This is a genomic window from Tranquillimonas rosea, assembly GCF_900111315.1.
Taxonomy (GTDB): Bacteria; Pseudomonadota; Alphaproteobacteria; order Rhodobacterales; family Rhodobacteraceae; genus Tranquillimonas; species Tranquillimonas rosea.
In genome coordinates this window covers 89,854-103,317 of sequence record NZ_FOGU01000013.1, presented here as the reverse complement: position 1 = coordinate 103,317, position 13,464 = coordinate 89,854, and the positions used below count along the sequence as shown (strand labels likewise).

Sequence of the window (13,464 nt, the reverse complement as noted above, 5' to 3'; positions counted from 1 at the left end):
GCCAGAGATCATGAATACGGACCAGGGCTCACAGTTCACCGCCTTCACCTGGACGGACCGCCTGCGCCGAGCAAGCGTGAGCATCTCCATGGACGGCAAGGGGCGTTTCCTCGATGATATCTTCATCGAACGGCTCTGGCGCAGCCTCAGTTAGTGTCCGAGGAGGTGGTGGAATTTCCGTCCGCGCTGGCGGTGTAAGCGGGGTGGCCATCGAGGTGTACGGTCAGGGTGGAGTTTGCCGACTTCAACTCGCTCTGGAGGATCGCGCGAGTTCCCGTGCGAGATCGAGGAAGACCTTGAAAGCCGCCGGCGGATTGCGCCGACTGGGATAGTATAGGCAAAGCGGCGTCAGCGGCGGCGTCCAGGCGTCGAGAACGCGCACCAGCCGCCCCGCCTCGATGTCCTCGCGCACGTCGGCTTCCATGAAGAACCCGATGCCGACGCCGTCCAGCACGGCGATGCGCGCGAGGCTGGCCTCGTCCAGCGTGATCGGCCCCTCGACATCGACATGAACCGGCTGGCCCTCGGCTTCGAACTGCCAGCGAAAGAGGGCACCGTTCGGCAGGCGCGTGCGGATGCAGGCATGCGCCAAGAGGTCGGAGGGCACTTGCGGCGGCTCCCGGCCCTCGAAATAGCCGGGCGTCCCGACCACCGCGTAACGCCGCGCGGGCCCAAGCGGGATGGCGATCATGTCGCTCGGCACAAGGTTCTGGCTGCGCACCCCGAAATCGAAACCCTCCGCCACGATGTCGACGAGGTTGCCTTCGGTCACGAGGTCAATCTGCACCCCCGGAAACCGCCGCAGGTATTCGAGGACGAGCGGCGCAAGGATCTCCCGACCCGCTGTGGCGAAGGTGTTGATGCGCAGAATGCCCGTGGGCGTCTCCTGCTGCGACCGGACCGTGTCGATCGCGCCATGAATGTCCTTGAGCGCCGGGCTGACCTGATCGACGAAACGCTGCCCGGCGGCGGTCAGCGACACGCTGCGGGTCGTGCGATTGAAGAGCCGAACGCCGAGTTGCTCCTCGAGCTTCGAGACCGCGCTGCTGAGCGCGCTCGTGGACATTCCCACGTCCAGCGCGGCCGCCCGGAACGATCCCCTGCGGGCGATCGCCAGGACCGCGTCGAAATCGGCCAGCTTGTAGGTCGCCATTGTCCGGAAAATCCAAACTCCACGTCCGGATTTCTCCTGCTTATCCGCATTGTGTCAAAGCCATAAATTCGCTTAGGGCGCCGGTCCCGATCCGAGCCAAGAGGTCAAGCGGCGAGATCGGTAGCTACCACTGATCCCTATCCAGAAAGGAGATCCACCATGAGTGTCGAACTGCCAAACGCGATTGACGCCTATTTCTCGGCCGACAACAAAGGCAACGCGCAGGCGATCGCCGAGGTCTTCACGCAGGACGCCACGGTCATCGACGAAGGCAATACCTACACGGGTCGCGACGCGATCCGGCAGTGGATGGCCAATGCCTCCACTCAATACACCTATACGGTAGAGCCGTTCGACATCGCCGAAGACGGCCAGCGCACGATCGTCACTAGCCACCTTGTCGGCAACTTCCCCGGAAGCCCGGTCGACCTGCGCTATTTCTTCGTCCTTCGCGGGGACAAGATCGCCGAACTGGGGATCGTGCCATGAGCCCCTTCCTGATCCTCGAGGGCAAGCGGGCCCTCGTCACCTCCGGCACGCGCGGTGCCGGAGGTGCGACCGTGGCCCTGTTCAAGGAACTTGGCGCCGACATCCTGACGACGGCGCGGACAAGGCCGCCGGAGATGCCGGAAGACCGGTTCGTGGCGGCGGACCTGACCCGGACCGAGGGGTGCGACAGGGTGGCCGAGGCCGTGCGAAAGAGGCTGGGCGGCGTCGACATCATCGTCCACATGCTCGGCGGGTCCTCTACAGGGCGCTTGGCGACGACGAATGGCGGTGCGAGCTCGACCTGAACCTGATGCCGGCGGTCCGCCTCGACCGTGCGCTCGTTCCGGACATGGAGTCGCGGGGCAGCGGCGTCGTCATCCACGTCACATCCATCCAGCGCGAACTGCCGCTGCCAGAGGCGACGACCGCCTACGCCGCCGCCAAGGCGGCCCTGTCCACCTACAGCAAGAGCCTGTCGAAGCAGGTCTCGCCCAAGGGTGTGCGGGTCGTCCGCGTCTCTCCGGGCTGGATCGAGACTGAGTCCTCCGTCGAGCTGGCCAAACGCCTCGCGACGGAGCACGGGGTCGACGTGGAAGCGGGCAAGCGCATGATCATGGACTCGCTGGGCGGGGTGCCGATCGGGCGTCCGTCAACACCTGGCGAGATCGCGAACCTGGTCGCCTTCCTCGCCTCGGACCGCGCCGGGACCATAACCGGCACCGAATACGTCATCGATGGCGGCACCGTTCCGACGGCGTAACCTCCCTTGTCACCGCCCCAAGCTCCCGCACAGTTCCGGCATCTTCCAAAGGGCTGTTCAAGTAGATCAAGGATGCTGAGGCCAACGGTGACCGCCGTGTTCATCTTCGGGTGAAGCGGCAGAAGCCATTTTCAAATGACGAAACATTTTCACCGGCACCCCTCCGGAGCTTTGAGAAATCGGGCCGGTCGGTAGCGGGCGGCCCATTCCGGCCGTTCGTAAGCGCCCGCATGCTGGGGAGCGGTTTCCCCGAAGCGGCCGTTCGTACAGGATTAAGCTGCAAAGGCATCCCAATTGAACGCCGTCCAAGTCGCGCCGTGACCTCCTGTTCTGCGCCTTGCGCGGCAGTGCCTTGATTGCTGGAGACCACATGTGATTGTGTCCCTCTGAAATGGTCGATCGCTGTCACGCTGGGCCGGACCTGTCAGGAGTGGCACGCTTTTGGCTTGGCCGAGTAAATTGGCCTTTAACTTGTCTGGGAGAGCCCCGTGGAGGCCGCACCTCATCCGCTACAACACGCGCGGCTCACGGCGCTTCATTCGTTTGAGGTTCTCGACACCGATCCGGAACGTGACTTCGATGAGATCGTGAAGCTGGCGGCGGCCACCTGCGGCACCGCGATCTCGGTGGTCAATTTCATCGACGCTGAGCGGCAGTGGTTCAAGGCGGAAACCGGCCTCGGCGTTCGGGAGACCCCGCTTGCCACGTCACTCTGCGCGCATGTCATCCTCGAAGAAGAGTTCGTCGAAATCCGGGACACGCTCGAAGATCCGCGGATGCAAGATAATCCGCTCTGCTGCAGAGAGCCCGGCCTGCGGTTCTACGCGGGCGCGCTTCTGAAAACGGAAGAAGGATTGCCCCTCGGAACGCTGTGCGTCCTGGACTATGAACCGCGGGAGCTCACGTCCCTGCAACGGGACACACTACGCGTATTGTCCCGCCAGGTCATGGCCATTCTCGAAGCGCGGAGGGCCCTTCGCACCGCCGATGTCCTTCGCCGGGAAGTGGACCACAGGGTCAAGAACTCTCTTCAGTCGCTTTCGTCCTTCACTCGCTTACAGCGGCGGGCCTTCGCGTCGGAGGACGCCAAGCTGGCTTTGTCGATGGTGGGAACGCGGATCGACGCGCTCACGCACCTGCATGCGCAACTCTACCAGACCAATGAGCAGCAATCTGTGGACCTCGGGGGGTTCATCGAGAAGATCGGCGGGCATCTCGCGAGCGTCGCGCCCCAAGGTGTTGCACTCGAGGTCGAGACGGTGCCGGTTGCCGTGTCGCCTCAGCAGGCTGCGGCTGTGGGCACCTACCTCAACGAATTTATCGCCAATTCCTACAAGCATGGCTTTCCCGATGGCGAGGCGGGTGTCGTCCGTGTACGGTTGAATGCCGCGGAAGGTGACCTCGTCGAACTGGTCTGCACGGACACCGGTGTCGGCTTCCCCGACGTTGCTTCAACGTCGCATACCGGACTGGGCATGAAGATCGCCGAGGTCGTCTGTATGGAGCTCGAAAGCGAGCTCGACCTGCGCAACAGCGAGGATGGTGTCCTCGCAATTCTACGGTTTGCGCCGCAACCTCTGTAACAACGCATCGATACTCTCATACGCGAGCGCGGCCAGCAATGGGCCGTATAGCGGGCCGTCGAGACGCGCACCTTGGCGGCATAGGGGGACGAGGCTCAAATCGACCACTCACAAGCCATACCGGCCATACAGGCAACGACTCCATTCGACATCGCATCCAATCGGAAGCCGCTGTTCGCGGCATTTCGCAGCAATGCTATCCGTTTCGGTGGCGACCGAGCGGAGTGCGCCCCTGCGCGTGTACAGGATCAGACGGCAGTTTTGACCTTGGCGCGGGCGTGGCGGTCCTCGTAATTGGCGGGGCTGAGATACCCCAGGGCTGAGTGTGGGCGACGGGTGTTATAAGCTTCGATGAAGCGCGGAACACCGACGGCGACCTCCTCGAAGTCTTCATACTCCATCAGGTAGGCGTCCTCCACCTTCAGCGTCTTCATGAAGCTCTCGGCTTGAGCGTTGTCGTATGGATTGCCGCGGCGGCTCATCGACCCGTAGAAGCCGTGTTCATCGAGAGCCCCGCGATGGAGGTCCGACGCGTACTGAGATCCGCGGTCCGTGTGGAACACGCAGCCGGGCAAGGGGCGCCGCTCCGCGATTGCGTTCTCGAGCGCTCTTACCGCGAGCCGGGCATCGATCCCGCGGCCGACAGCATGGCCGACAACGCGGCGAGAACTCGATCTCGCGCGCCTGGCGTCCGACCAGCCGCGCGAGCGCGACGATCCGCGCCTCGTCTTCCGCCATCAGTTCCGTCGCCGCAACGTCCTCGTCGAGAGCGCCAGATTCGGCCTTCTCGATCCAAATACGGATAAGGTTGCGGGACAGGTCGTGGCGCCGGCCGCGCGCGTGGAGCGTCTCGCCGCCACGATACTCGGCGACGACTTGGCGCTTGAATTCGGTGCTGTGACTACGGTGGCGTCCGGGCATGGGCCTTCATCCTCTGAAAGCCCGCGAGGGGTCAATCCAACCGATCCGGCTGGTCCACCCGCCGGGGCGCGCTCCATTCCTCGGTTATCATGGAACCCATCCGGTCGCGCAGGGTTCGGCCCCCATGCGACCCACGAAGCTCTTTCTCGCCATGTCGGCCCTGTGGGGGCTTCTGCTCGTCTGGCTTTTGTTCGTGCCCGGCGGGCTCGACGTGGGGGCCCAGGGCGTTTCGTCGGTCTCGAGCCAGTAGGGGCGGCGGCTCATCGCGATCGGCCGGTCGGCGCGAAATCCCACACCTTCGGTCGTTTTCCGAAGCCATGCGTCGCGAACGCAGTGGCGCTGCAAGGCGCAATGTTCGACAATGACATCCGGATCGACCCCCATGTGTTCTCAGGCACCCGATCCACGGCGCCGCCGGGCCCTCTCGTCCCAGATGCAGCCCGGCGGCGTCTCTGCCGGAGGGAGCGCCGTGGCCTGTCCGCGCGGCGGGCTCTCGATGGAGCGTCGGCTCTTTCCCCTTCCGTTCGAACGGTATTAGGTCGGCATCACCCGAAGCCGCCGAAGAAAGCCGTGATGCCCGATAGGTTCGAAAGCGCTCTGCGTGCGACCCGTGTTGCTGTGCTGACACTTCTGGTCGGAGGGGTGGGCGCCGCGGTGTTCCGGGCTCTCGGGTTTCCGGCCCCCTTTCTCGCCGGACCGGCCGTCACGGTGACGACGGCGATCCTGCTCGGGGTGCGTCTTGCCATTCCGGTGCCGCTTGGCAACGCGTGCTTCCTGTTGTTGGGGATCGGGATCGGGTCGACGGTGACGCCCGAGGTGCTGCAGGCCGCCGTAACGTGGCCGGTGAGTTTCGTCGTCATGACGATGACGCTGCTGACGAGCCTCGTCGCGAACCGGACGCTTCTGCACCGGGCCTTCGGCTTCGACCCGTTCTCGGCGATGCTGGCGGCCACGCCCGGCCATCTCAGCTATGTCATGGGGCTGTCCACCGAGTTGGGCAGCGACGTCTCGCGGATCGCCATCGTCCAGTCGATGCGGGTCCTGTTCCTTACCGTGCTCGTCCCGGCGCTGCTGGCGCTGTGGGGCGTGGAGGGCGATGCCGTCACGACGCCCACGGCACCGATGACGCCCCTGAGCGCGCTGATGCTCGCGGCGGTTTCCGTGGCGGCTGCCTGGGGGCTGGCACGGCTGAACGTGCCGGCCGCGTGGCTACTCGGGGGCATGTTCGTCTCCGGTGCAGCCCACGCGACGGAACTGGCCCCCGGTCAGTTGCCGTCCTGGCTCACGCTGGCCGCCTTCACGGTCATGGGCAGCCTGATCGGGACCCGGTTCCGGGGCCAGAGCCTCGTGGAGCTTCGCCGCAACCTGTTGGCGGGCATCGGCGTGACGCTCGTGTCCTGCGGCGTTGCCGCCATCGGTGCGCTGATGGTCGCCCGGATCCTGGACCTCTCGCCGGCGCTCCTGCTGATCTCGTTCGCCCCTGGCGGGGTCGAGGTGATGGCGGCCATGTCCGTGCAGATCGGCGTCGAGCCGACCTTCGTTGCCGCACACCACGTCTTCCGCCTGCTCATCCTGACGGCGATCATCCCCCTGCTGTTCTTCCGCGGCCGCAACCGGCCCTAAGTGCCGCGCCTTGCCGTGTACAGCGCGACGCCGAACCACGCGGCGGCGAATGGTTTCTCATGGGCCACAAGCAGTCCGCCCTCATCGTCACCGCCCCATCGGGCCGGCTTCTTGACATATTTTGTATGCAGTATACTGACTTGCGGGGAAGTGGGCCTCGCCGTCTTGGGGCCCTGGCAGGAATCTCGTCTGCGTCGCTGGAGGGCACATGAAACTTGGCTGTATCGGTGATGACTTCACCGGCTCTTCGGACCTGGCGAACGTGCTGGCGAAGGGCGGTCTGCGTGTGACCCAGATCACCGGGGTGCCCGATGGGACGGCCGATCCAGATGTCGATGCCGGCGTGGTCGCGCTCAAGTCGCGCACGATCCCGGTGGAGGAGGCGGTGCGGCGCACGCTCGAGGCGTTCGACTGGCTCGCCGCGCAGGGGTGCTCGCAATTCTTCTTCAAGTATTGCTCAACCTTCGACTCCACGCCCGACGGCAACATCGGCCCGGTCATCGATGCGCTGATGGCGCGGCTCGGGGACGCGCCTTGCGTCGTCTGCCCGGCCTTTCCCCAGACCGGACGGTCGGTCTATCAGGGGCATCTGTTCGTCGGTGACACGCTGTTGAGCGAGTCCGGGATGGAGACGCATCCCCTGACCCCGATGACCGATCCCGATATCCGCCGCTGGCTTTCGCACCAGACACGGCAGGCGGTGGGCCATGTCCCGGCCGACCGGGTCTTCGCCGGGGACGCAGCCATTCGCGAGTCGCTCTGGGTCGAGCATGGGGCGGGGCGGCCGGTCGTCGTCGTGGACGCGATACGGGACGCGGACCTTCTGGCGATCGGCGCGGCGGCCCGCGACCTGCCGCTGATCACCGGCGGCTCGGGCGTTGCCCTGGGATTGCCGGCCAACCTGCTCGATGGCCCGCCGCGCACGCCCGCGTCCGAGTGGGCGGGGCTGGCCGGGCAAGGGGCCGTGCTGGCCGGGTCGGGTTCGCGGATGACACATCGCCAGGTTCAGGCGTGGTCGCGCGCGAACCCGGCGCTGGCGGTCGACGCCGATGCCGTGATGGCGGGGCGGACCACGCCCGGCGACGCGGCGGCCTTCGTTCTGGGGCAGGACACGCCTGCGCTGGTCTATTCCGTGGCCGACCCGGCAAGCGTGCGCGCCGCGCAGGAAAGGCACGGTCGCGAGGCGGTGGCGACCGGACTGGAGCAGTTCTTTGCGGACGTGGCGCGGCAGCTCGTGGATGGCGGCGTCAGGCGTCTCGTCACCGCGGGGGGCGAGACCTCGGGCGCCGTGGTCGAGGGGCTGGGGCTGACGGCGCTCGAGATCGGGCCGGAAATCGCGCCGGGCGTGCCGGCCGTGCGGGCCGAGGGGCGGGATCTGGTGCTGGCCCTGAAATCCGGCAATTTCGGTGGCGAGGACTTCTTCTCCGAGGCGCTGGACGTCCTGGGAGGCACGGCATGACCGAACTGACCGCCCTCAGAGAGCGGGTCTGCCTCTTTGCCCGCTCGCTCTACGATCGCGGGCTGACGCACGGGTCCACCGGCAACATCTCGGTCCGGACGCCCGACGGAGGGCTCTTGGTGACGCCGACGGGATCGTCGTTCCTGACCCTCGATCCCGCGCGCCTCAGCCTGTTCGACGGCGCCCTGCGGCATGTCGACGGCGACGCGCCGACCAAGGAGATGCCGCTGCACCGCGCCTTCTACGACACGCGCAGCACGGCGGGGGCGATCGTCCATCTTCACGCGGCGCACTCGGTGGCACTGTCGATGATGCCCGATGCGGATACCGACGACTTTCTTGCGCGGCTGACGCCGTACCCCGTGATGCAGCTCGGCAAGGTGAAGCTCCTGCCGTATTTCATGCCGGGCGATCCGGCGATCGGCGATGCCATCCGCGGACTTGCGGGCAGGCGAACGGCGGTCATGCTGGCCAATCACGGCCCCGTCGTCGCCGGAAAGGACCTCGATGCCGCTGTCTACGCGATGGAGGAACTGGAGGCGGCGGCACAATTGGCCCTAATGACCCGCGGGCTGGGGCCGAAGGGCCTGACGGACGCGGATGTCACCCGGCTTGTCCGGACCTTCGATGTCGAGTGGGACGCATGATCCGTTTATCCGCAAATCTCGGGTTCCTATGGTCCGAGCTTCCTTTGCCCGACGCGATCCGCGCCGCGAAAGCGGCCGGCTTCGATGCCGTAGAGTGTCACTGGCCGTATGCAGAGGATGCCACGCGGGTGCGGGACGCGCTCGACGAGACGGGTCTGGCCATGCTGGGGCTGAACACCGCCAAGGGCGCGCGGGCCGGCGATTCCGGTCTTGCCGCCCAGCCGGGACGCGAGGGTGAGGCCCGCGCCGCCATCGACGAGGCGTTCGCATATGGTGCGCGGATCGGTGCGCGCGCCGTGCATGTCATGGCAGGGACGGCGAACGGGGTCGAACGCGACCGGCTGCTGGATACCTTCGTGGCGAACCTTCACCACGCCTGCGACCGCGCACGAGAGGCCGGACTGGTCGCCCTGATCGAACCGCTCAACCCGTTCGACAACCCCGACTACGCGCTTCTCGGGCTCGCCTCCGCGCTCGACGTGCTGGACCGGGTGGGGCGGCCCGAGCTCATGCTGATGTTCGACTGCTATCATCTGCAGATCACCGACGGCGATCTGCTGCGCACGTTTCGCGCCTGCATCGACCGTGTCGGGCACGTGCAGTTCGCCGGTGTGCCGGACCGGGGCAGGCCGGATCGGGGCGAGATCGCCTATGACCGGCTGCTGCCCGCGATGCGCGACGCCGGCTGGACCGGTGCCTTCGGGGCCGAATATCGTTCCGGCGGGCGGACCGAGGACAGCCTGGGCTGGATGGCGGGTTTGCAGACCGGCTGAAGCGGACGGGCCGCGCGGGCCCGTCCGGTATCGCGCTCAGTCCGCGATCGCGTCCGAGACAAGCGTGCGTTCCGCCTCGGCGCCGGGGCTGCCGGCGAGCCGGTCGGCAATAACGCGCGCGCACATCGCCAGAGAGACGGCACCGGGATCCGCGTGCCCGATGCTGCGCTCGGCCAGCGGGCGGGCGCGTCCCAGCCGTGGCCGCATCGGCGCGGTCTCGCGTGCGGCGTCGGTGGCCGCGTCCGCCGCGCGGCGCCAGATCTCGGCGGCCTCGGCACCGTCCTCGGTTGCCTGCCGCAGCGTCTCGACCAACGGGACGAGCGCATCGACAAGGGTCTTGTCGCCGGGCTTGGCGCCGCCCAACCGCTCGACCCGGTCGCGTGCGATCCGGGCGCCTTCGGCAACGCCGGTGCGGGAGAGGCCGGTATCGTCCGACAGCCCGTCGCTGAGGCCCCGCAGGATCAGGCCCCAGATGGCGCCCGAGGTGCCGCCGGCCCGGTCGGCCCAGCTATCGGCCGCGCGGGCGAGCAGGCTGCGCACCCCGGCGCCCGCACTGGCCGCATCTTCCGCCGCGGCGAGCGCGGCTGCCGACCCCCGGCGCATGCCGCGGCCGTGGTCGCCATCGCCGGCAATCGCGTCGAGCTGGCCGAGCGCGTGCTCGGCATCCGCCAGCGCGGCGTCCATGTCGCGCAGCATCTGAAGAACGCGGCCGGCGTCGTCGCGCGAGGCGGCGCTTGCCTCGGGAAGCGGGGCGATCTCCTCGACCGTGGCCGGCAGGGGCTCGGCCGCGCCGCGCGGTTCGATCACGCCCTTGCGCAGGGCGGGGGTGTCGGTCGGGGCCTGCCAGAGCGGCTCCAGTTCATCGTCCAGGAAGCACACCGTCAGCGAGCAGCCGGCCATGTCGAGGCTGGTGACGAACTCGCCGCAGATCGGGGCGACCAGATCGATCCCCTCCTTCCGCAGACGGTCGGAGACATGGGTCCAGAGCACGAAGAGCTCTTCGTACTTCGTCGCGCCAAGCCCGTTCAGTATCACCGCCGCGCGACCAGACCAGCCTTCGGGGCGCTCTGCGAGAAGTCTGTCCACCAACAGTGCCGCCAGATCGGCGGCGGGCAGCGCGTCGATCTCGTCGATGCCCGGCTCGCCGTGGATGCCGAGCCCGACACCGACCCGGCCCTTTTCGACGTGGAACAGCGGCTCGCGCGCGCCGGGCAGGGTGCAGCCGTCGAAAGCCACGCCGAAGGACAGTGTGCGGCGGTTCGCGTGCTCGGCCAGGCGCATGACACCGTCGATGTCGTGCCCCGCCTCCGCGGCGGCCCCGGCGATCTTGAAGACGACGACGTCCCCGGCCACGCCGCGCCGCTGGTGATGCGCTTCGGGATCGGCGCTGGCTATGTCGTCCGTCACGATCAGGTTGCGCGCGTCGATGCCGTGGTCGCCCAGCCGTTCGCAGGCGGCGCCGAAGTTCAGCACGTCGCCGGCGTAGTTGCCGTAGCCGAAAACGATGCCGCCGCCACGGTCGGCCAGCTTTCCGACCCGCGCGATCGCCTGAGTCGAGGGCGAGGCGAAAATGTCGCCGGCGACGACCGCATCCGCGCCGCCGGGCCCGACATATCCGGCGAAGGCTGGATAATGACCCGAGCCGCCGCCGATCACGACGGCCACCTTGCCCGCCGGTGTCGCCGTCGATCGCACCGCGCCGTCGGGGACGTGGCGGACATGGTCGGGGTACAGGTCGCAGAAGCCCTTCAGCGCGGTCTGTGCAAAGGTCTCGGGATCGTCGTGGATATGGGTCATGACGTCACCATCGTGGCTCGGAGGATCTTGCGAAGATAAGTCAGGTTGGTCGCGCAGACGCTCAGTCCGTCGCCGCCATAATGCTCCAGCGCGAAGGCGCTGCGGAACCCCGCGTGAAACGCCATCCGCACGGCTTCGCGCCAGTTGATGACCCCGAACTCGAGCGGCGCGGGCGAAGACATCGCCATGCCGGTGCCGTGGTCTTCCATCCGGTAGTAGTTCTTGGCGTGCCAGTAACCGGCGAAAGGGGCGAGCTTTTCCATCATGCTGCGCCAATCCTCGACCGGCCGGTGCAGCCGCACCAGGTTGCCCAGGTCGCAGTTCACCTTGACGTTCGGCAGGTCCACGTCGGTGGCGAAGCGGACTGCCCCGTCGGCCGTGCCGAGATAGGTGTCCTCGTACATCTCGAGCGAGATCTCGAGCCCGAGCTCCCCGGCATGCCGGCCCAGCTCGGCGATCCGCGCCACCGCCTTGTCGTAGACGTCCCTGTCGTCCGGGTTGACCACGCCCTGCACGGTCCAGAACCACAGCGCCTGTTGCTGGACCTGGGTGAGCGGACCGAAAAGCCCAAACGACACCGCCCCGGCGCCGATCTCGGCCGCGGTGTCAATGACCCGGTGCCCGTATTCGAGGAACTCGTCGCCGCGCTCGGGGTCGATGACGCTGCGGCGGGCGGTGGAGATCGCCGGGATCGACAGGCCCACATCCCGCGTGACGGCCATGAACTCGTCCAGGCGGCTGCGCTCCAGGTCGGCAAGGCGGATCCAGCTATCGAACGGATCGACATGGGCAAAGCCCGCGGCGGCGACTTCGGCAAGGGCGACGCCCCATTCGTCCGCGCTCTGGTCCTGGACGGTCCGTCCGTCTCCGAGGTCGTTCTTGCGGTGGATCATGGCCGAGGCGATCGGCCATGTCTCGGGGTTGTAGCGTCGGATCGTGGTATCTCGCATCGGTCCTCCCTCTGTCCTCTGCGCCGTCAGGGGCTCAGGCCGCCTGCCGGGCAGTTCTGGCCATGCGGATCGCCAGGCGCAGCGCCTCGCGCGTGGCGCCCACGTCGGCGATCCCCTTGCCGGCGATGTCGTAGGCCGTGCCATGGGCCGGTGTGCACAGCGGGTAGGGCAGGCCGCCCATCATGGTCACGCCCTTGTCGAAGCCCATCATCTTCATCGCGATCTGACCCTGGTCGTGATACATCGTCAGGACAGCGTGATAGTCTTCCTTGAGCGCACGCAGGAACACCGTGTCCGACGGGTAGGGGCCCTCGATCTCGAAATCCTCGGTCTCGGCCCTTTCCTTCGCGCGTGCGACGGCGGGTTCGATGATCTCGATCTCTTCGGTGCCGAAGCTGCCGCCGTCGCCCGCATGGGGGTTCAGGCCCGCCACGGCGATCCGGGGTCGGTCGATACCGGCGCGGCGCAGGCAGCGCACCGTCAGGTCGACCTCGGCGAGGATCTTGTCCTCGCTGAGATTGTCCGAGACCTCTTTCAGCGGGACATGGGACGTGACGCGGGCGTTCCAGATCTTTTCGAGCACGTTGAACTCGCGGATCTTGCCGTTGAAGCCGGTCACGTCGGCCACGAAGCGGATCTCGTCGTCGTAGCCGGGGAAGGAATAGCGCATCGCCTGCTTGTTGAACGGGGTAAAGCAGATGCCGTCGACCTTGCCGGCATGGGCCAGCAGCAGGGCCTCGCGGAAGTTGCGGCAGGCGAAGTCGCCCCCGGCCTTCTCGGCGGTGCCGCGCGTGACGGTGGCGGGGTCGAGATGGCCGAGATCGACGAACACGTTGCCGTCGGTGGCAAGCGCCGTCTCCATGTCGCCGACCGTCGGCAGCTCGGGCGCGATCCCGGCGATCCGCGCGCCCTCGTCGAAGACGCGCCGGTCTCCGATGACGACCAGCCGCGCCTCGTCCCGCGCTTCCGGCAGGTCCACGAGGCGGGCGGTCAGTTCGGGGCTGATGCCCCCTGGGTCACCCATCGCCACGGCGAGAGTGGGCAGTTCCTCGGTCCTGTCCGTCATGCGGGGTATTCCTTGTCCTTAACTGTGCGGCGGGCGACTCTTACGGCGCGATTTGTCGTATGTATACAGAATACCTGCATCTTGCTGCGGTTCAAGTTGTGCCGGCGGCGGGTGTTGCGCGGCGCGTGGATTTGGCTGCTAATGCTCGCATTTATTCTTTAATTCCTCTCTTTCCATTTGGTTCGCTGCGACGGCAGATAGTCATTGTAGGACATTCTCTCTTCGTACTGTATACAAAATATT

12 protein-coding genes and 3 pseudogenes are annotated in these 13,464 nt (G+C 66.9%); 9 read left to right on the top strand and 6 right to left on the bottom strand.

What is annotated here, in order from left to right; translation table 11 throughout:
* Positions 1 to 148, top strand: a pseudogene (locus tag BMZ25_RS20550) (IS3 family transposase); the annotation flags it as partial.
* 96 nt (positions 149 to 244) lie between these two features.
* Here BMZ25_RS20550 and BMZ25_RS17875 read toward each other — a convergent pair.
* Positions 245 to 1,153, bottom strand: a complete 909-nt coding sequence (locus BMZ25_RS17875; RefSeq protein ID WP_092696010.1) for a LysR family transcriptional regulator — start codon at positions 1,151 to 1,153, stop codon at positions 245 to 247.
* 159 nt (positions 1,154 to 1,312) lie between these two features.
* Between BMZ25_RS17875 and BMZ25_RS17870 the strand changes: the two genes are divergently transcribed.
* The 3 genes and pseudogenes from BMZ25_RS17870 (at position 1,313) to BMZ25_RS17860 (ending at position 3,985) form a co-directional block, all read left to right on the top strand.
* The gene (locus BMZ25_RS17870) at positions 1,313 to 1,642 is read left to right on the top strand and encodes a nuclear transport factor 2 family protein (protein WP_092696009.1); all 330 of its coding nucleotides are present in this window, start codon (positions 1,313 to 1,315) and stop codon (positions 1,640 to 1,642) included.
* Positions 1,639 to 2,402, top strand: a pseudogene (locus BMZ25_RS21365) (SDR family oxidoreductase). The gene BMZ25_RS17870 and the pseudogene BMZ25_RS21365 overlap by 4 nt, the downstream one beginning before the upstream one ends.
* A gap of 488 nt (positions 2,403 to 2,890) precedes the next feature.
* Positions 2,891 to 3,985, top strand: a complete 1,095-nt coding sequence (locus BMZ25_RS17860; RefSeq protein WP_092696008.1) for a histidine kinase dimerization/phosphoacceptor domain -containing protein — start codon at positions 2,891 to 2,893, stop codon at positions 3,983 to 3,985.
* Positions 3,986 to 4,233: 248 nt separating this feature from the next.
* Here the strand turns inward: BMZ25_RS17860 and BMZ25_RS21410 are convergent, their stop codons facing one another.
* A complete protein-coding gene (locus BMZ25_RS21410) occupies positions 4,234 to 4,617 on the bottom strand; it encodes an integrase core domain-containing protein (RefSeq protein ID WP_092696007.1) in 384 nt (127 codons plus the stop codon).
* Between the two features lie 106 nt (positions 4,618 to 4,723).
* Positions 4,724 to 4,906 (bottom strand): annotated as a pseudogene (locus BMZ25_RS21405) (transposase); the annotation flags it as partial.
* Between the two features lie 124 nt (positions 4,907 to 5,030).
* Here BMZ25_RS21405 and BMZ25_RS21305 point away from each other — a divergent pair.
* From BMZ25_RS21305 to BMZ25_RS17830, 5 genes are all read left to right on the top strand, one after another.
* Positions 5,031 to 5,156, top strand: a complete 126-nt coding sequence (locus tag BMZ25_RS21305) for a hypothetical protein (RefSeq protein WP_268874228.1) — start codon at positions 5,031 to 5,033, stop codon at positions 5,154 to 5,156.
* A 323-nt stretch (positions 5,157 to 5,479) separates the two neighbouring features.
* The gene (locus tag BMZ25_RS17845; RefSeq protein WP_177190522.1) at positions 5,480 to 6,529 is read left to right on the top strand and encodes an AbrB family transcriptional regulator; all 1,050 of its coding nucleotides are present in this window, start codon (positions 5,480 to 5,482) and stop codon (positions 6,527 to 6,529) included.
* Between the two features lie 208 nt (positions 6,530 to 6,737).
* A complete protein-coding gene (otnK, locus tag BMZ25_RS17840) occupies positions 6,738 to 7,988 on the top strand; it encodes a 3-oxo-tetronate kinase (protein WP_092696005.1) in 1,251 nt (416 codons plus the stop codon).
* Positions 7,985 to 8,635 carry a 3-oxo-tetronate 4-phosphate decarboxylase gene (gene otnC / locus BMZ25_RS17835; RefSeq protein WP_092696004.1) on the top strand — a complete coding sequence of 217 codons (651 nt, stop codon included), beginning with the start codon at positions 7,985 to 7,987 and terminating at the stop codon, positions 8,633 to 8,635. Before otnK ends, otnC begins: the two co-directional genes overlap by 4 nt.
* Complete coding sequence (locus BMZ25_RS17830) at positions 8,632 to 9,408, top strand: hydroxypyruvate isomerase family protein (protein WP_092696003.1); 777 nt, start codon at positions 8,632 to 8,634, stop codon at positions 9,406 to 9,408. Before otnC ends, BMZ25_RS17830 begins: the two co-directional genes overlap by 4 nt.
* 36 nt (positions 9,409 to 9,444) lie before the next feature.
* Here BMZ25_RS17830 and BMZ25_RS17825 read toward each other — a convergent pair whose 3' ends face one another.
* The 3 genes from BMZ25_RS17825 to BMZ25_RS17815 are packed head-to-tail and all read right to left on the bottom strand — an operon-like array spanning position 9,445 to position 13,221.
* Complete coding sequence (locus BMZ25_RS17825) at positions 9,445 to 11,205, bottom strand: dihydroxyacetone kinase family protein (protein ID WP_092696002.1); 1,761 nt, start codon at positions 11,203 to 11,205, stop codon at positions 9,445 to 9,447.
* Positions 11,202 to 12,155: a sugar phosphate isomerase/epimerase family protein gene (locus tag BMZ25_RS17820; protein WP_092696001.1), complete on the bottom strand. Its 954-nt coding sequence runs from the start codon at positions 12,153 to 12,155 to the stop codon at positions 11,202 to 11,204. Before BMZ25_RS17820 ends, BMZ25_RS17825 begins: the two co-directional genes overlap by 4 nt.
* 34 nt (positions 12,156 to 12,189) lie before the next feature.
* Positions 12,190 to 13,221 carry a 4-hydroxythreonine-4-phosphate dehydrogenase PdxA gene (locus tag BMZ25_RS17815; protein WP_092696000.1) on the bottom strand — a complete coding sequence of 344 codons (1,032 nt, stop codon included), beginning with the start codon at positions 13,219 to 13,221 and terminating at the stop codon, positions 12,190 to 12,192.
* Positions 13,222 to 13,464: the final 243 nt, after the last annotated feature.

What these genes read in the sequence shown, in the direction of transcription:
- BMZ25_RS17875 (WP_092696010.1), bottom strand. Translation starts at nt 1,153, where the DNA reads ATGGCGACCTACAAGCTGGCCGATTTCGACGCGGTCCTGGCGATCGCC.
- BMZ25_RS17870 (WP_092696009.1), top strand. Translation starts at nt 1,313, where the DNA reads ATGAGTGTCGAACTGCCAAACGCGATTGACGCCTATTTCTCGGCCGAC.
- BMZ25_RS21305 (WP_268874228.1), top strand. Translation starts at nt 5,031, where the DNA reads ATGCGACCCACGAAGCTCTTTCTCGCCATGTCGGCCCTGTGGGGGCTT.
- BMZ25_RS17845 (WP_177190522.1), top strand. Translation starts at nt 5,480, where the DNA reads ATGCCCGATAGGTTCGAAAGCGCTCTGCGTGCGACCCGTGTTGCTGTG.
- otnK (WP_092696005.1), top strand. Translation starts at nt 6,738, where the DNA reads ATGAAACTTGGCTGTATCGGTGATGACTTCACCGGCTCTTCGGACCTG.
- otnC (WP_092696004.1), top strand. Translation starts at nt 7,985, where the DNA reads ATGACCGAACTGACCGCCCTCAGAGAGCGGGTCTGCCTCTTTGCCCGC.
- BMZ25_RS17830 (WP_092696003.1), top strand. Translation starts at nt 8,632, where the DNA reads ATGATCCGTTTATCCGCAAATCTCGGGTTCCTATGGTCCGAGCTTCCT.
- BMZ25_RS17825 (WP_092696002.1), bottom strand. Translation starts at nt 11,205, where the DNA reads ATGACCCATATCCACGACGATCCCGAGACCTTTGCACAGACCGCGCTG.
- BMZ25_RS17820 (WP_092696001.1), bottom strand. Translation starts at nt 12,155, where the DNA reads ATGCGAGATACCACGATCCGACGCTACAACCCCGAGACATGGCCGATC.
- BMZ25_RS17815 (WP_092696000.1), bottom strand. Translation starts at nt 13,221, where the DNA reads ATGACGGACAGGACCGAGGAACTGCCCACTCTCGCCGTGGCGATGGGT.